Here is a 22,340-nt window from a genome sequence, read left to right on the forward strand (position 1 = left end):
GTGATTTGAGTTAAATGGCTCCCCTGAATTGGGAGCCATTTTTTTACCTTACCTACACCTACAACAAAAACGAATTACCCTCATTCCTTTCAATCATCGATTCCAATAAACTTGGATGGTTATTATTATCATTTAAGATGGTTAATTTTATGGAGAGCTTCCCGTCTATGAAACCCTGGTTGATTTTTGGTGCTGGAAAAGGTGTTGGACGCCATTTGGTCACTATTGCGCTAAAACAAAACCGCCCTGTCACAGCTTTAATTCGTAATGCACAACAAGCTGCAGAACTCAGCGCGGCAGGCGTTAATGTAATACTCGGCGACGCTTGTGACAGAGAAGGTATAGAAAAGGCGATTGCGCAGGCGGGAGAAAATCCCATTGTTTTCTCAACAATTGGCGGAGGCAATGCTGATCACCATGGAAACATGGCAATAATAGATGCATTGGAACAAGCCCAAATTTCTCGCATGTTATTAGTGACATCCATTGGGTGTGGTGAAAGTTGGAAGACATTATCAGCACGGGCTAAATCATTATTCGGGCAATCTGTCAGACACAAGTCATTGGCTGAAAGTTACCTGCAAACCAGCACACTGAATTTTACAATTATCCGTCCCGGTGGTCTTACCGATCAATCTGGCACTGGACATTGCAAACGTTATCAAGAGGAAGTTCATGGCGTGGTAAGCCGAGAAGATGTAGCAAAACAATTAGCACAAATGGCCGAAGATGAACGAACTTACTATCAAACCTATGCTTTAATTGATCCTGAACTCAAACCACATTGGAACTCAAACTAAAAAAACAACCACGCCATAAGGCGTGGTCTATCACTTTGTTCAAACAACTAAAACTACTTAACTCCACCATCCATTGCCTTAAGTTTTTTGGATAACTCACGGCGTTCTTTAGATAACTCGGCATTTTTGATGATATATTCATCAACTCGCTCTTCATAATCACTGCGCATATGAGCAATAATGCCTTGAATATCTTCAATTGACATTCCTGGCTTTATGTAGTCACTCAGGTTATCAAGCAGAAGTACACGTTTTTGGTTATCTCGGATCTTTTTCTCGTTATCTACAATTTCGCGCTGTAATTTATTTTTACGCCGAAATATACGCACAAACTCCAGTACATTTTGGAATGTTGGTTTATTTGTGTTGTCCATTTTTTACACCTTTTTAATCAGACCGATAATTTCTTATGCTAACTACACAATACAATTTCAAGTGGCGCATAGACAAGTCAGTTTCGACAATTTATTGATACAAACTCCTTTTCATTCCAATCCAACTTCAAGATGCGTGTGATTTCTCCCCGCGAAGCGGGGAGAAATCAGGTTTCATATCGTGTGGTAAATTGCAACTTGAAGTATTTCTTAATCAAATTCCTTTTCCCGAACAATAACCACTACTGCCACGGTAAGTTTGAGTTTGGATAGCCATATGAACTACTTCGCTCAAATCTTGTTATGGTTTACCATGTATGACAACGTAATTTAACGTCATCGAGAATAATCGTTTTTGGTGTGAACGCGATAAATGTGACACCAATGGAAACTTAATTTATTGATTAATCGTAATTAAATTGGCGATAACGGAGAATTCACAACCTTGAATACCAGTAAAGAAAACCAAAGTTTCTACTTTCATGATTATGAAACTTTTGGTAAACATCCGGCCTTAGATCGCCCCGCACAATTTGCAGGAGTTCGCACTGACAGTGATTTCAATATCATTGAAGAACCTTTGGTGATGTATTGTGCTCCCGCTGACGATTATCTTCCCGATCCTGAAGCTGTTATGATCACAGGAATTACTCCCCAGTTGGCATTGAAAAAAGGCGTTAATGAGGCCGAATTTGCCCGACAAATCCATGAAGCATTCAGCAAACCCAATACATGTATTCTTGGGTATAACAACATTCGTTTTGATGACGAGGTCAGCCGAAATATCTTTTATCGTAACTTTTACGATCCTTATGCCTATAGCTGGCAAAAAAGCAACTCTCGCTGGGATTTACTCGACGTATTACGTGCCTGCTATGCCTTGCGGCCAGAAGGCATTGTCTGGCCGGATAATGAAGATGGATTACCCAGTTTCAAACTAGAGCATCTGACAAAAGCCAATGGCGTTGAGCATACTCATGCCCATGATGCGATGTCCGATGTTTATGCCACTATCGCAATGGCAAAGCTGGTGAAAAAAGCTCAACCTAAATTGTTTGATTATTTTTTCCAGTTAAGAAATAAACAGAAAGTCAGTCATCAAATTGATATCCCTCAAATGAAGCCTCTGGTTCATGTATCTGGCATGTTTGGGGTTATGCGCAGCAATGTTAGCCTTGTCGCTCCTTTGGCGTGGCATCCAAGTAATCGTAATGCGGTTATCATGTGCGATCTGGCTGGTGATATCACCCCACTTTTGGAACTCAGCGCAGATGAATTACGTGAGCGCTTGTATACCCGACGGGACGAATTACAGCCAGATCAAAGCCCAGTCCCCATTAAACTCGTACACATTAATAAATGCCCAATCATTGCGCCAGAAAATACCTTGCGGCCAAAAGATGCAGAGCGAGTGGGATTAGATCGCAACCGATGTGAGCAAAATCTGGCTATCTTGCGCAACAATCCGCAAATCAGGGAGAAAGTCGTTGAACTGTTTTCTCATCCAGAAACGTTTCCAGAATCTGATAATGTCGATACTAAGCTCTATAGCGGCTTTTTCAGCGATGCCGATAAAACGGCAATGGAAATCATCCGAGAAACGTCTCCCCAGAACTTGCCTGCTTTGGATTTAACATTCCAGGATGTCCGCATTACGCCGTTGTTATTCCGCTATCGTGCGAGAAACTATCCAGCGACATTGGATTATGACGAACAACAACGTTGGTTACGTCATCGGCAGGATACATTAACCCAAGAAAACATCAGCCAATATCTTGCAGTCATTGAAGAACTTTTTATTGAATATCAATCTGATGAAGAAAAATGTCGCCAGTTAAAAGCACTGGTTGATTATGCAATCCAAATAGCCGGATAAAATCTTTATACCAATCTAACTTTAAGATGCGTGTGGTAAATTGCAACTTGAAGTTGCATGCGTATATACAACTACCCAATAGATAAAGAAAAAGACAAACACCAAAGTGTTGTCTTTTTCTACTCTTACTCCATCATCAAAATAAACTAATCATGTGAACGCCCGGCAACCTGACAACCACACTCTCCGCCCCAATTTTTCAGCTTGGAGGTTTTCCCAATTCCCGGATTTAAGGCATTAGTTGGATCAATCGCTTGATAGAAATGCTTAAGCTGTGGTTTAGCTTTATACAAGTGACCAACGTTATGTTCGGCAGGGTATTCAGCGCCACGCTGATGCAAAATTTCCAGCATTTTTGTTTTCAAGGCGTGGATATCTGTCCCCTTTTTAACAATATAGTCCTGGTGGAATACATAGCACATAAAGTGCCCGTAATATAGCCGATGGACTAATGCTTCATTGATTTCGGCTGGCAAAGTTTCAAGCCATTCACGATCATTACGCCGCAAAGCAATATCCAATGCTAAAATATCTTCCACTTCATCGCTGTGAACAGCCTGGTAACGAATAGCGGCTCCTGCGGCTGCAAAACGATGTAAGAATGCCTTCGCTCCTTCTTCTGGAGTGCAAGCAAAATACGCTCCATCCGCCTGCTTAAAGTAATCTTCCAGCCATTCATTCGCCTCTTTTATACCTTCACCTGACATTTTCAGCATTAAGTGATGTTCAAAACGATCTCGGTATTCTTTCAGGCGAGTCGGTAAATGGGAGGGTAATAAACGGCTCAATCCCTGCATGACACGATCTGCTAAATGTGCGGGTAAAAATGGCACCTTACCTAAAATAGTGTCCATTCGTCCTTTCAAATCAAAAAACATTGGCATTTTATCTGTGCCTAGTTTATCAATCATAATAAAGGTGTCTTTTCCATATACTTCTGCGATATCAAAGATATCCCGATGCATATACTCGCCCGCGACTGGCAAATACTGAAAGTTTGATAGAATATGACGCCGTAATTCTGTCAACACCTCGGGTTGGTTGGTGCCGATATAAAAAACCTGTGAAGATGGCTCTGCCGGAAAAGTATCAAGTCGAACAGCAAAAACAACCAACTTACCCGCACAACCAGAGGCTTCAAACAGCCTGCGTTCATCAGCATTAAACCGTGATGGCGTGTCTGCATCGACATCCCGCACACGCTGTGAGTATTCATGATCAGAAGCAACTCTGTCACTATGCTGAATATCTTCGGTTCGATAACGTTGCTCTTCCAGACAAGTCAAAATATCTTCCGGTTGATCACCCAACGATATTCCCAAATGGTTAACCAGTTCAGCTTCTCCCTGCTCATTAACCCTGCCATATAGAGCCATTTCAGTATAAGCTGGCCCACGCTGAACCAAAGATCCCCCTGAGTTATTGCAAATCCCCCCAATAACGGATGCACCGATACAGGACGAACCGATAACTGAGTGTGGTTCGCGTCCTAATGGCTTTAATACTTTTTCTAAATGCCACAATGTACTACCAGGAAATGCAATAACTTGGTTCGTTGATGGAAGAACCTGAATTTTATCCATTCGTAAGGTGCTAATAATAATGATATCGCGATCATAATCATTGCCACTCGGTGTAGATCCTTCCGTTAATCCAGTATTGGCTGCCTGCATCAAAATAATTTTGTCGGCCTCAACACAGGTTTTAAATACTTTCCACTGCTCTAATAATGAACCCGGAAATACAACGGCAAGGGCATCCCCTTGTCCAGAACGAAAGCCTTTGCGGTAACGTTCCGTTTTCCGAGATTCAGTGAGAATATGAGAAGATCCAACAATATTCGTGAGAGTGGCAATTAATCGCTGATTTTGGGGATTTTTGGCATCATTCATAATCGTCTCTTACCTTATTTGAGCCAAACAGACAGGCTCTTAGTGAAATCAGGCACGGCAAATTTTTGTTATTATATGATGCTTTTTGATAAGATTTGTATGATTTATGCTCCCTTTTGTTATCCCAGATAAAAAAACAGCATCTGACGATGCTGTTTTTTTAGAACAGGATACTGAAATGCTTTCTGATTATGATTCCGTAAACTGTGGCATTGGTTGGCGGAAGCTACGAGTCAGGAAAAACATGTAAATAAGCCCAATGCCTCCCCAGATCAAGCCTAACTCCATTGAATTTGATTCTAAATTCATCCATAAAACACCCACTGCTGCAGCACCAAGAAGTGGCAAGATCAAGAAGTTCAGAGTGTCATTCAAAGTATTATTACGGCGTTCACGGATGTAGAATTGAGAAATCACCGATAAATTAACGAACGTAAAGGCAACCAACGCCCCAAAATTGATCAGTGCCGTCGCAGTCACCAGATCCAACCAACATGCTGATAAGGCGATAATACCAACCAATATCACATTAATAGCCGGAGTTCGCCATTTGGGGTGAATATACGCAAATATTTTTTCAGGCAATACGCCATCGCGTCCCATAACATAGAGCAGACGAGATACACCCGCATGTGCAGCCATACCAGAAGCCATTACCGTGACACTGGAAAATATGAGGATCACATACTGGAATAACGCACCAGCAACATAAAGAATAATTTCTGGCTGGGAAGCGTCAGGATTTTTAAACCGAGAAATATCCGGAAAATAAAGCTGTAAGAAATAAGATACAGCAATAAAAATGATACCACCAATTAACGCAGTCAGGAAAATCGCTTTAGGGACAACTTTACCTGCATTTGGTGTTTCTTCCGACAAAGAGCTAATGCCATCAAACCCAAGAAATGAGAAGCAAAGTATTGTCGCGCCAGTAATCATCGGAATTAATTGTGCTTCCTCTGATGTAAATGGCTGAATACTCAGTAACGTTCCTGCGCCTTCTCCATTATGAACACCACGGATCATTAACCCAACGAGTATCACCATAACAGCAATCTGGACAATAACAACGATGCTATTGATATTAGCAACGACATTGATACCACTCAGATTGATGATTGTCATAAGTGCAGTCAACATGACTACAAAGATCCATGGTTCAATACCAGGGAACAAAGCCTGTAGGTAAATCTTTGCCAATAATACATTGATCATCGGCATCAACATATAATCCAGTAAAGAAGACCAACCCACCATAAATCCAAGATGGGGGCTCATTGATTTTTGTACGTAAGTATAAGCAGAACCCGCCGATGGAAAACGCTTTATTAATTTTCCATAACTTAGCGCTGTAAATAAAATTGCAGTTAATGCAATAGCATAAGATGTCGCGACATGCCCACCGGTCAAACCAGAAACAATGCCAAATGTATCAAAAATAGTCATTGGCTGCAGATAGGCGAGCCCCATCATGACGACTTGAAACAGAGTCAATGTTCTTCTTAGTTGAACGCGGTTGTCAGCACTGGCTTGGTTGATACCAAGTGCAGTAGGAGTGGTGGTATTATGCAACATGAGCGAAACCTCCCATAACTTCGATTTGGGTACTGATACAACTACTTAATCGATAGTTACTGGGTAGACTTCGCTTCTGTCTATAAACAGAAAAGAAAGAAGAATTGGTGAACGGTGAATTGACAGAGGGCCGTGCCCCATAGTCATCGTTGCAGCAACGAGCGCCAATTGGCACAAGTGCAAAAGAGAATAATTGCTCCATATTTGCATTCCTCAGTACAGCAACCTCATTTCAATTATGGTTGCTTGTGGTCAATATCGATCCGGAACGAATCCGGCCTCTTGGTGTTGTAAAAAATAATTCAAAGCAAAAAAAATAACTGGTGCATATTTACGCACCAGTTATTTTTAGTGCACGCATTTTGCACTTCAAGTCCAGAAATAGCAAGCGCGATAACACTAAAAATTTATTATTTTTTACGACACTACAGAGCCTTATGGAGTAGGCTCTTACTGAGTTAGTGCTGCAACCTAATACCACCAAATCCGTTGATTGGCTTTTGATAAGTTTTTAGCACAGAGGAAAACTATTTGCCATTTAATTATGCTTTTCTGATAGTAAAAAAATCATCCCATCATGACAAAATTAATGACGGGATGATTCTATAGGATGTCCAGATGTTAAGTATAATGATTAATATTTATAAAAAAGAAAGATTTAATTAAAAATCATAATTAATACCAATATGGTAACGGCGACCATCCAGGACTGCATCATGAGTTTGTTCAGTTACTCTTTTGTCAAGAATATTATAAACCCCACCTAATAAGCGTAGATTCTTATTTAAATTATAAGTCACCCCTAGATCAACAAAAGCATAAGAAGGCGTTCCATCTTTCATACTAGAGCGGTACTGATAATTCTTTGTTTTACCACGGAAATTAATACGAGTCCATGTATCCAATTCAGGTAACGGTTGCCAATTTAAAGTTGCATTTGCCATATGTGTTGGCATTTTGTTTAATGGTTGGCCTTTGAATTTACCACTTTTTTGCTCAGAATCGGTATAAGTATAGTTTGCTGCCAGTGACAAACTTTCAACAATGTTCCAATTCATGGTGGTTTCAATACCTCGAATATTAGCTTTATCAACATTTATACGCTTGTTAATAAAATCATAAACTTCACCACCGAGCTTACAACCCTTCTCGCAATCCCCAACTTCAGTAATTTTATCTTTAAAAGCAGTATTAAAGACAGTTACACCAATATTAAAGTTCTCTAAATTATTCCAAATAATACTAATTTCTTCATTGACACTTTTCTCTGGCTTGAGATCTGGATTCCCTAAAATCATCCCATTTTTAAACCGCCCACCTGTTGTCTGCCCCCAATTAGGAGCAACTTGCCTTATATCAGGAGAACGATAGCCAGTAGAAATTCCACCCTTAATCATCCATTGTTCATCAGCGTGCCATACCCCATATAGACGAGGTGTCCAATGCGTTCCAAAATTTTGATCTTTATCTAACCGCACTCCACTAGTAAGAGCAAAATCATTAACCATTTGCCATTCGTCTTCTAAGACTACTGCCCAACTCCAGCGGGTTAACTTATTAACATCTTTAGCTGAAGGTAACTTATTGCTATTATCTCGTAAATCTTCATAACGGTATTGTCCACCAACACTTACTGTGTGGTCGTCGAATACAAATGCCGTATGATTATTAAATACCGTATCATTGTTTGTCATTTTACGTTCAGGATTACGCGATTCATCTCTTTGAATATAAGACGTCATCGTACCAAAATCATAAACACCATGATGTGTAATAGCATAATTATTACGCTTATAACGACTTATATCATCTTCACAAGAACTTGGCTGACAGTCGCGCGTCTTACCAATAGTTGAATCGCGATCTTGTTCATAGCGGCCAGCCTCAAAAGTGAAAGCATTTTTCTCATCTGGAGTTAAAGAGAACGCTACTGCACCATTGCGCATTTCCTGTTCTCTAAATCCGCCTAAAAATTTATCTTCATTGCGATGAGAATATAAACCACTCACTCTTAATCCCAATAACCCATCAATTATTGGCCCTGCAGCATAAATACTGCTCTGATAGCTGTTACCAGAATTTTTATTCTCAGTCAGAGTAGAATCTGCTTTCAGAGTTAAATGCCATTCTTTCTGAGCCTTACGAGTAATAACATTGATCACTCCCCCCATAGCATCAGAACCATATAGAGAAGACATTGGTCCCCGCACCACTTCAATACGCTCAATAGCAGCTAATGGTGGTAACCATCCTTGTTCAATTCCCGAACCATCACTATTTGGACGGGTGCTACGTGTATCAACACGTCTGCCATCAATTAAGATCATGGTATATTTAGAAGCCATACCACGAATACTGATATCACTGCTACTACCACCGCCAGTAACAACCACTCCCGGCACATCTTTCAATGCATCTGTCACATCACGGTAGGCTTTTGTTTCCAATTGTTCACGACTAACAACTGAAATAGAGGCAGGTGCATCTTCGATCTTTTGCTGAAAACCTGCCGCAGTAGTTACGACAATTTTATCTTCGCTATTATTAGCAGCAAAAACAGCACTGGATGAAATAGCAGCAATAATACCTAATACAATTTTTTTCTTTGCAAAGACAGTCATTCCCAATTCTCCAAAAGGTAGAATAGAATTATTTAAATCGATATAGATAACGACACATGCCCGCAATACAGGAATAATTAATTTATTCCTGTTAGTGTTATATTTATTAAATCACACTTCTAATATATTAATGTGCCTTATACGCATTAAACTTCAAGTTGCAATTTACAACACTCTATGAAACGTGGTTTCTCCCCCCGCTTAGCGGGGAGAAATCACACGCATCTTGAAGTTAGATTGGTATATGGTTTTTATTATTCTAACTGACTAATTCTGTCACTAAACCATCAATTAATACTTGCGGTATTCCCTGAGAACAGCGTTCAATTCTGCCCTTAATGCCATAAACTTCCGCCAAACTACTTGGGGTAATAACCTGCTCAGGTTTACCTTCAGAAATTAATTTACCTTTTTTTAGCATTAACACATGGTCACCATGACGCAATGCAATATTAATATCGTGAACAACAACAATCGTAATAATATTACGGCGGCGCGTTTCACGTGCAACTAAATCCATTACATGGTATTGGTAATTTAAATCCAGTGCACTTAATGGTTCATCTAATAATAATAATGTCGGACGACGGATTAATGATTGAGCTAATCCAACTAACTGCTTTTGACCGCCAGATAGTTGATCCAAATAGCTAAACGCCAAATGTTCAATACCAAGCTGGCGTAATAGCTCCATGACTTCCTGTTCACATTGGCTATTACTCACACCACTTGATGCTCGTTGAGCAACAATCACCGATTCCAATACATGAAGATGCACACCAGCTGGTAATGATTGAGGCAAATAAACGACATTTTGGGCACGTTGGGCAAAATTCATCTTCATCAGATCCTGCCCATCCAACAGCAGTTCACCTCTGGCTTTATTCAATCCCGCCAGCGAACGCAGGAGCGTGGATTTACCACAACCATTCGGTCCCAACAATACAGTAATTTGACCACGTGGCAATGCACCGATATCCAGCTTTTCAATCACAGAGTGCTTTGGATACCCCGCCGTCAGGCGATTGATTTTTAATCCCTGACTCATACATTCCCCCTATGGCGTAAAACGATACTCAGGAAGAAAGGCACACCAACCAATGAGGTCACTATCCCAACTGGGATAATAATACCCGGTATCAGATTCTTAGAAGCAATGGAAGCCATGGACAAAACTAATGCACCAATCAGCGCACTTGCCGGCAAGAAGAAACGGTGATCTTCACCAAACGTTATTCTGGCGATATGAGGAGCCACCAATCCAATAAAAGCAATGGGACCAACAAATGCAACTGCCGATGCGGTCAGGATACTGATACGCAACAATGTTCCTAAACGAAGGCGACTAATATTGATTCCAAAACTGATAGCCCGATCTTCTCCCAGACGCAATGCAGTCAATTTCCAGGAATTGCTCAATGAGAGAGGCATAATGACAGAGAAAACTAACACCATAATACCCAATTTTTCCCATGTCGCCCTGGCAAGACTACCCATTGTCCAGAAAACCAATCCCTGTAAGGTATCTTCCGTAGCGATAAATTGCATCATTGCAACTAACGCATCGAAGGTAAATACCATTGCAATCCCAAACAACACAACACCTGAGGTTGCAACTCTCGTCCAGCGAGTAATGCCATCAAGCATTAAAGCAGCCAACAATGCAAAGAGAAAAGCGTTTGCAGAAATAAACCACTGATCCGGTATTCCCGGAATACCAATGCCAAGCACAATGGCTAATGCCGCGCCAAAAGAAGCCGCATGGGAAACCCCCAACGTGAATGGGCTGGCTAGTGGGTTATTTAAAATCGTCTGCATTTCAGCACCGGCCAGTCCCAGTGATAAGCCGATCACTACCGCCATCAGAGCATAGGGCAATCGAATATCCCAAACAATCACCCGTGTTGCTGCGTTAACACTCTCTGGTGAAAACAGGGTTTGCCAGAGGGTTTGCAACGATAACCCTGATGGCCCCAAGGTAAAATCCAGTACAACAGAAATGCCAATTGCCAGGACGATGAATAATATCCATGCAATACGTCGGTACAGGATATGACGATAATGTGCTTTTATATCGCACTCACTCAATTGTTTTTTTACCATTGGCATAGGCTCGGTAGTGACGCTCATTCTTATTACCTGTTACTGCTTATTTTTCGCTGACCCAATATGTACCTACCGGTTCAATAGCCAAGAATTTATTGTGAAGTTCTTTCAATGTTTGTTGCGGATCTAAATCAGCGAATTTTTCAGGATAGAACCATTTAGCAAAAACTTGAGTAACAACAACATTATAAGGAGAGTTATAGTAGTGATGCCAAATAGCATAGCTACGTCCTTCCTTCACGGCGGTTAAGTTATTGATACCTTTACGTTCTGTAATTTCTTTTAAGCCAGCACGGGCTGTATCGGCGGAAGTTTGGGCTCCCATTTTGATCCCGTTACCTTTATCACCTGGATCTTGTGCACCGCTTGCGATGTAAATATAAGGATCTTCAGCAATAACTTTTTCCAAATTCATGGTGCCCAATGGAGAAACCAGCACTTCTTTAGCGATGTTTTTGCCACCCGCCAAATCAATGAAGTTCCCCATATTGCCGTTACCTGCTGTACCACAGCAATCTTCACTAAAACCTGCTAGAAGCTCAATAAATACAGAAGGCTTCTCAGCCTCTGGTATGCGATCCGTAATATCAGTCACTAATTTAAGATTTTTTTCATAAAAATTAGCATAAGCATTAGCCTGATCTTCACGATGCAAGATTTTGCCCAGCATACGGATGCTAGGTAATGTATTTTTCAGGGGATCATTGCGGAAATCGACAAAAACAACAGGTACACCTGCTTTTTCCAACTGTTTCACCAACTCACTGTTTTTGCCTGGACCATGCCCAGACAGACCAAAAATGGCAACGTCAGGATTGAGTGTTAGCACTTTTTCAGAGCTGACACTGTCCGCGCTGGTGTTACCAATCAGAGGGATATTATCGATTTCAGGAAATTTAGCTTTATAAATAGCGTAAGTTTGTGGGTCCAGTTTACGGAAATCACCTTGCCAGCCAGCGATACGAGCCAGAGGTTTATCTCCTTCCAATATAGCAACAGAATGGAACAGACGACCTTCACCCAACAAGATACGATTGACTTTCTCTGGCACTTCAACAGTACGTCCAGCAATATCAGTGACTGTGTCAGCCCAAGATGCAAAACTTGCCATCATGGCAGAGCCTGCCATTAGACCGATACTCATATTTTTCACGACTGTTCGAAATACAAACTTCACTTTAGTTAGCCTCTTCATGCAACAATTGTGCTGCTAACAATAAAGCAAATAAGAATACTTATCAATGCGATTGGAATGGTATAACCGAAATTTACCATCGTTATTCCTTTCCTAATCCCTTGAAAAATAAAAACTGCCAATTCCATCACAGAACAGGCAGTTTTTTGTAAAACAAAATCAATAATACTTTAATTAACAATTATCAGATTATTGATAATTGATTAACAAATCATTCTTTATCGGTATAGTTGAATGCAGGAAATTCCATCTCACTGTACTTAACAAAGCGAGTTTTCTTTTTCAGCTTGTAACTCAGCCAAATAAGCAGAAATAACGGAATGCCAATGTAAGTTGCAGTCACTCCGTACCAGTCAATCTTATCTTGCAAAAATGCCTGATAATTTTGGCCCAATGTAATAACTAAACATAGGATAAAGGCAAAAATCGGCCCAATCGGGAAGAAACCTGAACGATATGGCAGGTCATGGAGATCCAAACCTTGGGCAACATAACCTTTGCGAAAACGGTAATGGCTGATTGCAATTCCAAGCCATGCAATAAATCCGGTCATACCTGAGGTATTCAATAACCACAAATAGACTGTTTGATTACCAAACATGGAACTAAGAAAACACAACCCTGCTACTACGGTTGTGACATAAAGCGCATTACGCGGAACACCACCTTTAGACAGATGACTAAAAATTTTCGGTGCTTTCCCCTCTTTTGCCAGGGTGAATAGCATGCGGGTAGAAGCATACATCCCTGAGTTTCCCGCTGACAGAACAGCCGTCAATATCACCGCATTCATTATTGCAGCCGCTGATAATAAGCCTGCATTTTCAAATACCAGTGTAAATGGACTCACACTGATATCTTTCACGCCATTGCGCAACAAATTAGGATCAGTATAAGGGATGATCAGGCTGATGATTAAAATCGCAAACACATAGAACAATAAAATACGCCAAAATACCTTGCGCACCGCACGAGGGATATTTTTCGCCGGATCTTTCGATTCTCCTGCGGTAATACCTATCAGCTCTGTCCCTTGAAAGGAGAAACCGACAATCATTGCCACCCCGATCATAGCGGCAAAGCCACCCGCAAAAGGAGCATCATCAACGGCCCAATTATGCCAACCTGCACCTTCAGCGCCTTTCATGATGCCGGCAATCATTAAAATGCCAACGGCAATGAACACAATAACCGTGGAAACTTTAATCAAGGAGAACCAATATTCTGCCTCACCAAATCCTTTGACGGAAATGAAGTTCAACAGAAAAATCAGGGCAAGAAACAACGCACTCCATACCCAACCAGGCACATCATTAAACCAATATCCCATCACCAATTGCGCTGCAACAAGGTCAACCGCAATTGTCACCGCCCAGTTGTACCAATAATTCCATCCCAATGCGAAGCCAAAACCCTCATCAACATATTTGGAACCATAAGTCGAAAACGATCCTGAAACTGGCATGTACGCGGCCAACTCACCCAAGCTGGTCATCAAGAAGTAGACCATTAGGCCAATTAATGCATAGGAAAGTAAAGCCCCACCTGGGCCAGCCTGAGAAATTGTTGCGCCAGAAGCAACAAATAATCCCGTGCCAATTGATCCGCCGATGGCAATCATTGCCATATGTCGTGCTTTTAATTCACGGCGCAGGGTTTTTGGAGCCTGATCCCGTGGCATGCTTTCTTCTCGAGACATTCTATTCCTATATCATCTGAAATGAATTTAACATGGAATTGTAACAAATCCTCGTCTCCAGAATAGCAACGATTCGTGGTTATAAGATACCTTCATAATCCACAGCCAATTATTAGCTACACGATTATCTTCTCAATATTAGTTGCAATAACTCAGTAACTTCCGTAACGCATTGGATATATGTTTCTGCCGATGGTAAATCAGGTACAAGGTGCGATTAAGGCTCAGCCCAGGAATAACCAGTTCAGATAATGTGCCATTTTTCAATTGTTCCTGGAGGACTCGTCGTGAAAGACAACTGATCCCCATTCCATATTGAACAGCATGTTTAATGGCTTCCGAATTACCCAATTCCATCGCAATATTGAATCTCGGCATTTGTGAGAACAAAAGATGATCCAAGATTTCTCGTGTTCCTGAACCTTTTTCTCTCAATATCCAAGGGGCTTTGATCAAATCCTCCACGTTCAGTTCACCTTGCAACAGCGGACTTTTTGGCGAGGAAAAAACGATCAACTCATCTTTCATCCAGGGTTGTGTGATCAACTCAGGATCGTGACACAATCCTTCAATCAATCCCAAATCAACACGAAACTCAGCAACGGCCTTGATGACGTCTCCAGTATTACTGATATTCAATTCCAATGGTGTCTCAGGGTAATCCTGACGGTATCTCGCCAGCATTTCAGGCAACATATAATTGCCAATCGTGCTGCTGGCTGCTAATCGCAATGCGCCCAATTCAAGTTTGAAAAGCTGTTCCACTTCACCAGCCTGTTCAAGTAATGCCAACGCCTTAGGATAGAGCAAACGCCCATGTTCATTGGTGACCAAACGTTTTCCGACTCTATCAAACAGCTGTACTCCCAGCTGTCCTTCAAGATCTGTCAGTGAAGCACTCACCGCAGATTGTGATAACGCTAATTGCTGAGAAGCCTGTGTCGTTGAACCACTTTTCAGAACTTCTGCGAAAATCTCCAGTTGTCTCAGAGTGATACGCATATGGCCTCACGGGAAGCAAAATAAAAGGGAAAGATAGTCTTGATTTTAGACAGTATTACGCAACTTAACAAAAGTCACCCTTAATTAATCTATTTTAGTGTTTATATATATGCATATTATCAAGTTTATTAATTTACAAATCTTATATATGCTTATTCCTAAAATGCATAATCTAATAGAGTCCCCACTATGTCTGAAAATCAAGTAGAGGAATTTACCCAAGTTCATCAGAAGACTGCATTAAAATTAATCCCCGGTATTTTATTAGCCGCAGTCCTAACGGTAATCGCCATCTATATCGGAACGATTCCTTGGCTTATAAATATGGGATTGGGTGTCCTGACACTTGCCATCTTATTGGGTATCATTATCGGCAATACGTTGTATCCTCTCTTAAAATCTACCTGCAATAGCGGTATCCATTTTTCCAAACACTACCTATTGCGAGCAGGCATCATTCTTTATGGATTTCGCCTGACTTTCCAACAAATCACAGAGGTTGGCGCAACAGGAGTATTGATCGATATCATCATGCTTTCATCAACATTTTTTATGGCACTATGGATTGGGCGTACTTTTTTTCAACTGGATAGCCAAACCGTGATCTTAATTGGTGCAGGAAGCAGTATTTGTGGCGCTGCTGCGGTTATGGCAACAGAACCCGTTGTCAAAGCCCCTGCCAACAAAGTTGCTGTCGCCGTCTCTACAGTGGTTATTTTTGGTACATTGGCAATCTTTATTTATCCATGGATTTATCAACTCAATACCCACTACTCGTGGTTTAATTTCACTCAGGAAACATTTGGTATTTTTTCAGGTTCAACGGTTCATGAAGTGGCCCAAGTCGTTGCCATTGGACATGCGTTAGGCAGTGATGCCGAAAATGCAGCGGTTATCAGTAAAATGATCCGCGTTATGCTGCTGGCACCTTTTCTATTGCTGCTTTCCGGCTACCTCAGTCGCGTGAAAGTTAAAAATTGTCATGTCCATCCCCAAAAATCCCCAATCACTATTCCGTGGTTTGCTGTATTTTTTATTGCCACTGCGGGTTTCAACTCTTTTCATCTCTTACCTGAACCCCTTGTTGGCCATATTATTGCCATTGATACCATCATACTGGCAATGGCTATGGTTGCATTAGGGCTAACCACCCATATCAGTGCTATTCGCCAGGCTGGGGTTAAGCCCCTCTTGTTGGCACTTATTTTGTTTATCTGGCTAGTCGTGGGGGGATTAATCGTCAATCAAGGCATCCATCATTTATTGCGCTAATGCAGAACGAAAGAAGATTAAATTGACTTTTGCGGCCAACATTTTATCAATCAGACGAACAATGCCATAATGACGAAAACACAGGAGAAAATAAGATGAAATTTGTTGGAGCCCATGTGAGCGCTTCGGGCGGTGTTGATCAGGCAGTGATCCGTGCCCATGAATTAAACGCAACGGCATTTGCCCTGTTCACGAAAAACCAGCGCCAATGGCACGCCCCACCGTTATCGACAAATGTTATTGATCAATTCAAAGCAAACTGTGAACGTTACGGTTATGGTAGCCGACAAATTCTTCCCCACGACAGCTACCTAATTAACCTTGGCCATCCCGAAACAGACGGCCTGGAAAAATCCCGTGCAGCATTCCTTGACGAAATGCAGCGCTGTGAACAATTAGGTATTGGCCTGCTGAATTTCCATCCTGGCAGCCATCTCAACAAAATCGATATTGATAAGTGCCTCGCCCGTATTGCGGAATCCATTAATATTACGTTGAATAAAACCCAAGGTGTCATTGCCGTTATCGAAAATACCGCCGGACAAGGCACCAATCTTGGTTTTCAATTCGAACAACTGGCGGCAATTATCGACGGTGTCGAAGACAAAACCCGCGTTGGCGTCTGTATAGACACCTGCCACGCTTTTGCGGCTGGTTACGATTTGCGTACCGAAAAAGATTGCGATGCGACTTTCAAGGCATTCGATGAAATTGTTGGATTTAAATATCTTAAGGCCATGCATCTAAATGATGCCAAAAGTGAATTTTCCAGCCGTGTTGACCGACATCACAGCCTTGGTGAAGGCAATATCGGTAAAACACCGTTTAGCTACATCATGCAAGATGACCGTTTCAATGGAATTCCCTTGGTGCTTGAAACGATCAATCCAGATATTTGGGCTGAAGAAATCGCCTGGCTAAAATCCCAGCAAAGCTAATTACCTGACTGAAATTAACTCGATCTTCGCCATCATTGATGCAAGCTCAGTGCGGCTTTTAATCCCAACATTCGGCTGGCTAACCGTAAGCGCAGAAACTGCGGTTGCCAGACGCAATGTGTGTTCGCTGGATTCCCTCATCAGCAAACCATAGACCAATCCACCAACCATAGAATCCCCCGCCCCAACCGTGCTGACTACTTCACAATGTGGTGGCTTTGCCAACCATGCACCAGAGGCATTAACCCATAATGCTCCCTGTTCCCCCAGTGAAATAACAACGTGGGCGATCCCTCTATTACGCAACTCATGGGCTGCGTCAATAACGCTATCCAAATCCGGCAATGGCTTACCCGCCCAAATCTCCAATTCATAGCGATTAGGTTTTACCAGCCAAGGTAATGCTTTAAGGCCAGCAACAAGAGCTTCACGGCTACTGTCGAAAATAACGCAGGGACAAGATTGTCGTAATTGTATCATCCAATCCGCAAATGATTCTGCTTTGATCCCTTCGGGCAAACTACCGCTGACGACAACCATATCGAACTGCCCCAGCCACGTCAGAGAATCGCAGGCAAAGCGATTCCATTCTTCTTCTGTCACATGGAAACCAGAAAAATTGAAATCCGTCACTTCACCCTGTTTTTCCGTCAGCTTGACATTAATACGCGTTCGCCCAGAGACGAGATGAAAACGATTTATCATCCTGTTTTCGCTAAAAAACTGCTGAAACCCTTCCTGATTTTCTCGTCCCAGAAAACCACTGACAGTAACATCAATACCTAAATCACGCAGTACCTTCGCAACATTGTTTCCTTTACCAGCAGCGTGAAGCCCTGCCGTCTGTACACGGTTAACATTTCCCTTAACAATATCTGGGCATAAGCCAACTAAATCATAAGCTGGATTTAAGGTAATTGTGGCAACTCGGCGGCTCATCTTGCCCGATATCTCCTGAATAAACAGTCATAAGTAACATTAAGTTCTATACCAATCTAACTTCAAGATGCATGTGATTTCTCCCCGCGAAGCGGGGAGAAATCAGTTTTCATAGCGTGTTGTAAATTGCAATTTGAAGTTTAATGCGTATATCTGTTATTTATAACATCAAAATTGAATCGTTTCAGTTAAAATTATAATTCGTTCGATCATTGTGTTAATGCAAGCTAACAGTAAGAATATGCAACGGAATAATTTCTTATTAGATGACTAAAATCAATCTGAGCCAAAGTAAGTGGTTATTAGCTGGAGGAATATATCAGTGTCAGTCGTTGTCGGAGTGGGTGTCATCATCATCAATGATAAAGGCGAAATTTTACTGGGAAAACGCACCAGCCAACATGCGCCATACTGGTCAATTTTCGGTGGCCATGTTGATCCCGGTGAATCCTTTGAAGAGTGCGCAATCCGTGAAATCGAAGAGGAAATTGACCTAACAATCCAAAATCCCAAAGTTTATGGTATTTGCAATAATCTCGAAACCTACCGCGAGGAAGGAAAGCACACAGTTTCAGTCTGTTTGCTGGCACAGTATACCGGAGGTGAGCCGCAATTAATGGAACCTGAAAAGTGTGAACAATTAATGTGGTGTGATCCTAACCATCTTCCCGAACCTCATTTTGAAGCCAGCCGTAACGCCATAAAATTATGGCAAAAAGCACAATTCTATTGCGCAAATTAATACCAAACTCCCTTCGGCAGGTTTTCTTAGATAACCTGCCCTGCCTTTATATGCAAAATGCAACAAAATAAATTTAATTATTTTTCTTAATTATTTGTTTACACATATAATTTATTTATGTATCGTTGCGCTAGTACAAGGTAACACCATTCATCACGGAGTCTATATGACCATTGAGGTAACGCACAATTTGAAACGCCCCTCTATATTTGGTGGCGCTATGATCATTGCCGGTACTGCTGTCGGCGCAGGTATGTTTTCCATTCCGATTGTCACATCAGGTGTCTGGTTTACAGGATCAATCATTTTGCTGTTGTATACCTGTACCTGTATGTATTTCTCTGGTCTGATGATTCTGGAAGCCAATATGAATTATCCTGCGGGTTCCAGTTTTCATACTGTTACCAAGGATTTGCTCGGCAAAGGCTGGAGTTCTCTCAATGACTTATCTATCGCTTTTGTTCTGTATATCTTAACTTATGCTTATATTTCAGCAGGTGGATCAATTCTTTCTCACAATATCGAAAGCATTATCCCGTTACCTCAATCAATATCTGGATTATGTTTTGCCTTTATCGTTGCCTTTATTGTTTGGGTATCGACTAAAGCCGTAGATCGCTTAAGCACTATCTTGATAGGCGGCATGGTCATTACCTTTATTATGTCCGTCGGCGGCATGTTTACTGAAGTTAAGCCAGCTATCTTATTTGATCAAGCCAATACCAATTCAGACTATTTACCCTATGCTTTAATCTCCTTACCTTATTTACTGGCTTCATTTGGCTACCACGGTAACGTTCCTGGGCTGGTTAAGTATTACCATAAAGACAGTAAGGCCGTTACACGCAGCTTGCTATACGGGACATTAATAACATTAGCGATTTACATTTTATGGCAGTACGTCATTCAGGGAAATATCCCACGTGAAGCCTTTAAGCAAATCATTGCTGATGGCGGTAATATTGGTAACTTATTGCAGCAAATGAATCATGCTTCTGATAATACGGCAATAACGCAATTCTTAAATGCCTTCTCATATATGGCTTTGGCGAGTTCATTCTTGGGCGTATCATTAGGATTGTTTGATTATCTGGCAGACTGCTTTAGATTTGATGACAATCGCAATGGCCGTTTTAAAACAGCACTGATTACATTTGTTCCCCCGACTGCATTGTCACTGATTTTTCCCAACGGTTTCCTATATGCAATCGGTTTTGCTGGCCTGGCAGCAACTATTTGGGCAGTGATTGTTCCGGCTTTAATGGCCCGAGCAAGCCGTCAACGCTTTCCGACATCCAGCTATCGGGCACCAGGCGGTAACTTTTTGATTGTTTTTGTTATCCTATTCGGTTTGATAAATGCGCTAGCACACATTCTCTCTTTGTTTGATGTGTTGCCAGTTTATCGTTAATATTTTTCTTCTACCCCAGTATTTTTACTGGGGTATACATTCACCTCTTGCCTAATAGACCAACTGCGAGTAATTTTGTCGCCACTTAAATATTCATTCCACTATTTCCTTGTTTCTACGGAAGGTATCTATGGCTAAAGCCAATGAAATTAAGCGCGGCGCTGCAATCAGCTACAATGGAAAGCTATTATTAGTTAAAGACATCGATATTCAATCACCTAGCGCACGCGGTGCCAGCACGCTATATAAGATGCGTTTTACTGATATTCGTACTGGTCAAAAAGTGGAAGAACGTTTCAAAGGTGATGACATTCTTGAAACCATCACATTGACCCGCCGTAGTGTCAGTTTTTCTTATATTGATGGTGATGAATATATCTTTATGGATGACGAAGATTTCACCCCTTATCACTTCAAAAAAGATCAAATCGAAGAAGAACTGTTATTTATTCCCGAAGAAGGTCTGCCAGGAATGCAGGTCCTGACAATGGACGGGCAATTGTTAGCACTTGAATTGCCTCAAACAGTTGATATGGTCATTGAGGAGACATCACCAGGTATTAAGGGGGCATCAGCGAGTGCTCGCACCAAACCGGCTAAAATGAGTACAGGGCTGACTATTCAAGTTCCTGAATATTTGAGTTCTGGTGAAAAAATCCGCATTCATATTGCAGAGCGTCGCTATATGGGACGTTGTGACTAATTCTTGATCCTTAAATATGAGTTGCTCTTTGTATCGAGCGTTATTCTCATCAAAAGAGCAACTCATGGTCGTTGAAGTTAGAAGTAATCCACATTAACAATTGCCACACGTTTCTGATTGTCAGTCCACTTCACTCTGGAAACACCGATGTTACCAGGAAGCATGACATCGCCTTTCGTTTTGTGAGTTGAAATGATGTGTTTAACAGTGAGATTTTTACCTAATCGATAGCAAGAGATATTGGCTTGAGTGTTTGATATAACAACTTGACATCCTGGATCAACAATCGCACCTGAAAACCGAATGATTCCTCCGTTAGATTCGGCATATCCATAAGAAAGCCATGAAACCAATAAACAACTCATTAACAGCCTAAGATAATTTTTCATGGTTACCTCACTTTCGTTTTTCCATTAACTAAAACTCAGCTACCTTTTATTCCTTCATCTCCATAATAACTATTTCACGTAAGAAAAATACGACATTAAGAACTTTTATTGATAAATATCAAAAGTCATTTTTTAATTAAAAAATAGGCACACTATTATTATTGATTAATTCACAAAACTGTTATTAATAATCATTATTTGAACTAAATCACGGATAAGTTTATTGATTTTATATTATATTATTTAGCTAAAATAAATAATTATTATACTTTTATGTAACATTTAATGATAAGTTATAGTAACAATACCCAATTTCTTATTTTTTCCGACCCATTTTATTTCTTCTGTTCCAATATGTTTTTCCATAGATAATGGAGATTTACTATCCTTTTGATATTCTAATCTTTTTTCTTTAGTTAACTGTTTACCATTATACCAACAGACCATTTCAGTATGCTTTTTATCCCAACTCAGTTGGCACGGGGACTCAACGATAACACCATGGAAGTAAATAGTGCCAGAACTGGAGGATGATGGAGAATTCGCCATTACAGGATAATAAGATAAAGACACGAACAAAAAAGTTGTCATTTTTCGTAACATTAGCAACATAAGCATTCAACCTCCACAACAAGTGTTATTATCTTTTTTTTCAACTTTAGCCCCGCGCTAATTTGAAAACCAGATAATGGCGTAACGCTCTGCTATATAACGATATAACGTCAAATGAAACTTTTTCTTTATACTTTTTATTAATTCTAACCACAATTCGATATAATATTCTAATAAGTTAGAATATGATAAAA

General features: G+C 40.9%; 19 protein-coding genes. 7 read left to right on the forward strand and 12 right to left on the reverse strand.

Going from position 1 to position 22,340, the window contains the following annotated elements; genetic code table 11:
- The first annotated feature begins 167 nt into the window (after nt 1–167).
- Nucleotides 168–800: an SDR family oxidoreductase gene (locus tag IQ211_RS06025; protein ID WP_189758225.1), complete on the forward strand. Its 633-nt coding sequence runs from the start codon at nt 168–170 to the stop codon at nt 798–800.
- 53 nt (nt 801–853) lie between these two features.
- Here IQ211_RS06025 and tmaR read toward each other — a convergent pair whose 3' ends face one another.
- Nucleotides 854–1,174 (reverse strand): PTS system regulator TmaR, encoded by a 321-nt coding sequence (tmaR, locus tag IQ211_RS06030; RefSeq protein ID WP_074018717.1) that lies wholly within the window; start codon nt 1,172–1,174, stop codon nt 854–856.
- 445 nt (nt 1,175–1,619) lie between these two features.
- On the opposite strand from tmaR, the gene sbcB reads away from it, so the two are divergent.
- The gene (sbcB, locus tag IQ211_RS06035; RefSeq protein ID WP_189758224.1) at nt 1,620–3,050 is read left to right on the forward strand and encodes an exodeoxyribonuclease I; all 1,431 of its coding nucleotides are present in this window, start codon (nt 1,620–1,622) and stop codon (nt 3,048–3,050) included.
- A gap of 146 nt (nt 3,051–3,196) precedes the next feature.
- Here the strand turns inward: sbcB and dld are convergent, their stop codons facing one another.
- The 8 genes from dld to yieE form a co-directional block, all read right to left on the reverse strand.
- A complete protein-coding gene (gene dld, locus IQ211_RS06040) occupies nt 3,197–4,942 on the reverse strand; it encodes a D-lactate dehydrogenase (protein WP_189758223.1) in 1,746 nt (581 codons plus the stop codon).
- Between the two features lie 189 nt (nt 4,943–5,131).
- Nucleotides 5,132–6,517, reverse strand: a complete 1,386-nt coding sequence (locus IQ211_RS06045; protein WP_189758222.1) for an APC family permease — start codon at nt 6,515–6,517, stop codon at nt 5,132–5,134.
- Nucleotides 6,518–7,179: 662 nt separating this feature from the next.
- On the reverse strand, nt 7,180–9,138 hold the full coding sequence (locus tag IQ211_RS06050) for a ligand-gated channel protein (RefSeq protein ID WP_189758221.1): 1,959 nt from the start codon (nt 9,136–9,138) through the stop codon (nt 7,180–7,182).
- 259 nt (nt 9,139–9,397) lie between these two features.
- Nucleotides 9,398–10,186 carry an ABC transporter ATP-binding protein gene (locus IQ211_RS06055; protein ID WP_189758220.1) on the reverse strand — a complete coding sequence of 263 codons (789 nt, stop codon included), beginning with the start codon at nt 10,184–10,186 and terminating at the stop codon, nt 9,398–9,400.
- On the reverse strand, nt 10,183–11,268 hold the full coding sequence (locus IQ211_RS06060) for a FecCD family ABC transporter permease (RefSeq protein WP_189758219.1): 1,086 nt from the start codon (nt 11,266–11,268) through the stop codon (nt 10,183–10,185). Before IQ211_RS06060 ends, IQ211_RS06055 begins: the two co-directional genes overlap by 4 nt.
- A gap of 19 nt (nt 11,269–11,287) precedes the next feature.
- A complete protein-coding gene (locus IQ211_RS06065) occupies nt 11,288–12,388 on the reverse strand; it encodes an ABC transporter substrate-binding protein (RefSeq protein WP_276529775.1) in 1,101 nt (366 codons plus the stop codon).
- A gap of 262 nt (nt 12,389–12,650) precedes the next feature.
- The gene (locus IQ211_RS06070; RefSeq protein ID WP_189758217.1) at nt 12,651–14,138 is read right to left on the reverse strand and encodes an amino acid permease; all 1,488 of its coding nucleotides are present in this window, start codon (nt 14,136–14,138) and stop codon (nt 12,651–12,653) included.
- 138 nt (nt 14,139–14,276) lie between these two features.
- On the reverse strand, nt 14,277–15,140 hold the full coding sequence (gene yieE / locus IQ211_RS06075) for a DNA-binding transcriptional regulator YeiE (protein ID WP_189758216.1): 864 nt from the start codon (nt 15,138–15,140) through the stop codon (nt 14,277–14,279).
- A gap of 189 nt (nt 15,141–15,329) precedes the next feature.
- Here yieE and IQ211_RS06080 point away from each other — a divergent pair, with 189 nt between their 5' ends.
- Both IQ211_RS06080 and nfo read left to right on the forward strand, forming a co-directional pair.
- On the forward strand, nt 15,330–16,412 hold the full coding sequence (locus IQ211_RS06080) for a YeiH family protein (protein ID WP_189758215.1): 1,083 nt from the start codon (nt 15,330–15,332) through the stop codon (nt 16,410–16,412).
- A gap of 95 nt (nt 16,413–16,507) precedes the next feature.
- On the forward strand, nt 16,508–17,350 hold the full coding sequence (nfo, locus tag IQ211_RS06085) for a deoxyribonuclease IV (protein ID WP_189758214.1): 843 nt from the start codon (nt 16,508–16,510) through the stop codon (nt 17,348–17,350).
- On the opposite strand, the gene fruK is transcribed toward nfo, so the two are convergent.
- The gene (gene fruK, locus IQ211_RS06090; RefSeq protein ID WP_189758213.1) at nt 17,351–18,289 is read right to left on the reverse strand and encodes a 1-phosphofructokinase; all 939 of its coding nucleotides are present in this window, start codon (nt 18,287–18,289) and stop codon (nt 17,351–17,353) included. It lies immediately after the preceding gene.
- Between the two features lie 322 nt (nt 18,290–18,611).
- Here fruK and IQ211_RS06095 point away from each other — a divergent pair, with 322 nt between their 5' ends.
- The 3 genes from IQ211_RS06095 (at nt 18,612) to yeiP (ending at nt 21,145) form a co-directional block, all read left to right on the forward strand.
- Entirely contained in the window at nt 18,612–19,031 is a 420-nt protein-coding gene (locus tag IQ211_RS06095) for a nucleotide triphosphate diphosphatase NUDT15 (RefSeq protein ID WP_189758212.1), read from the forward strand.
- Between the two features lie 166 nt (nt 19,032–19,197).
- The gene (gene mtr / locus IQ211_RS06100) at nt 19,198–20,442 is read left to right on the forward strand and encodes a tryptophan permease (protein ID WP_189758211.1); all 1,245 of its coding nucleotides are present in this window, start codon (nt 19,198–19,200) and stop codon (nt 20,440–20,442) included.
- Nucleotides 20,443–20,572: 130 nt separating this feature from the next.
- Nucleotides 20,573–21,145, forward strand: a complete 573-nt coding sequence (gene yeiP, locus IQ211_RS06105; RefSeq protein ID WP_187654945.1) for an elongation factor P-like protein YeiP — start codon at nt 20,573–20,575, stop codon at nt 21,143–21,145.
- A gap of 77 nt (nt 21,146–21,222) precedes the next feature.
- Here yeiP and IQ211_RS06110 read toward each other — a convergent pair whose 3' ends face one another.
- Both IQ211_RS06110 and IQ211_RS06115 read right to left on the reverse strand, forming a co-directional pair.
- Entirely contained in the window at nt 21,223–21,534 is a 312-nt protein-coding gene (locus IQ211_RS06110) for a type 1 fimbrial protein (protein ID WP_189758210.1), read from the reverse strand.
- Between the two features lie 282 nt (nt 21,535–21,816).
- Nucleotides 21,817–22,152 carry a type 1 fimbrial protein gene (locus IQ211_RS06115; protein ID WP_223281550.1) on the reverse strand — a complete coding sequence of 112 codons (336 nt, stop codon included), beginning with the start codon at nt 22,150–22,152 and terminating at the stop codon, nt 21,817–21,819.
- Between the last annotated feature and the right edge of the window lie 188 nt (nt 22,153–22,340).

The sequence above is a fragment of the Xenorhabdus griffiniae genome (assembly GCF_015163655.1).
GTDB lineage: Bacteria > Pseudomonadota > Gammaproteobacteria > Enterobacterales > Enterobacteriaceae > Xenorhabdus > Xenorhabdus griffiniae.

Bases quoted from the DNA above. Each gene is read 5' to 3' on its own strand.
- yieE (WP_189758216.1), bottom strand. From the start codon at position 15,140: ATGCGTATCACTCTGAGACAACTGGAGATTTTCGCAGAAGTTCTGAAA.
- IQ211_RS06115 (WP_223281550.1), bottom strand. From the start codon at position 22,152: ATGCTTATGTTGCTAATGTTACGAAAAATGACAACTTTTTTGTTCGTG.
- fruK (WP_189758213.1), bottom strand. From the start codon at position 18,289: ATGAGCCGCCGAGTTGCCACAATTACCTTAAATCCAGCTTATGATTTA.
- IQ211_RS06060 (WP_189758219.1), bottom strand. From the start codon at position 11,268: ATGAGCGTCACTACCGAGCCTATGCCAATGGTAAAAAAACAATTGAGT.
- tmaR (WP_074018717.1), bottom strand. From the start codon at position 1,174: ATGGACAACACAAATAAACCAACATTCCAAAATGTACTGGAGTTTGTG.
- IQ211_RS06070 (WP_189758217.1), bottom strand. From the start codon at position 14,138: ATGTCTCGAGAAGAAAGCATGCCACGGGATCAGGCTCCAAAAACCCTG.
- IQ211_RS06065 (WP_276529775.1), bottom strand. From the start codon at position 12,388: ATGAGTATCGGTCTAATGGCAGGCTCTGCCATGATGGCAAGTTTTGCA.
- yeiP (WP_187654945.1), top strand. From the start codon at position 20,573: ATGGCTAAAGCCAATGAAATTAAGCGCGGCGCTGCAATCAGCTACAAT.
- IQ211_RS06080 (WP_189758215.1), top strand. From the start codon at position 15,330: ATGTCTGAAAATCAAGTAGAGGAATTTACCCAAGTTCATCAGAAGACT.
- IQ211_RS06050 (WP_189758221.1), bottom strand. From the start codon at position 9,138: ATGACTGTCTTTGCAAAGAAAAAAATTGTATTAGGTATTATTGCTGCT.
- nfo (WP_189758214.1), top strand. From the start codon at position 16,508: ATGAAATTTGTTGGAGCCCATGTGAGCGCTTCGGGCGGTGTTGATCAG.
- mtr (WP_189758211.1), top strand. From the start codon at position 19,198: ATGACCATTGAGGTAACGCACAATTTGAAACGCCCCTCTATATTTGGT.
- IQ211_RS06025 (WP_189758225.1), top strand. From the start codon at position 168: ATGAAACCCTGGTTGATTTTTGGTGCTGGAAAAGGTGTTGGACGCCAT.
- IQ211_RS06110 (WP_189758210.1), bottom strand. From the start codon at position 21,534: ATGAAAAATTATCTTAGGCTGTTAATGAGTTGTTTATTGGTTTCATGG.
- dld (WP_189758223.1), bottom strand. From the start codon at position 4,942: ATGAATGATGCCAAAAATCCCCAAAATCAGCGATTAATTGCCACTCTC.
- IQ211_RS06055 (WP_189758220.1), bottom strand. From the start codon at position 10,186: ATGAGTCAGGGATTAAAAATCAATCGCCTGACGGCGGGGTATCCAAAG.
- IQ211_RS06045 (WP_189758222.1), bottom strand. From the start codon at position 6,517: ATGTTGCATAATACCACCACTCCTACTGCACTTGGTATCAACCAAGCC.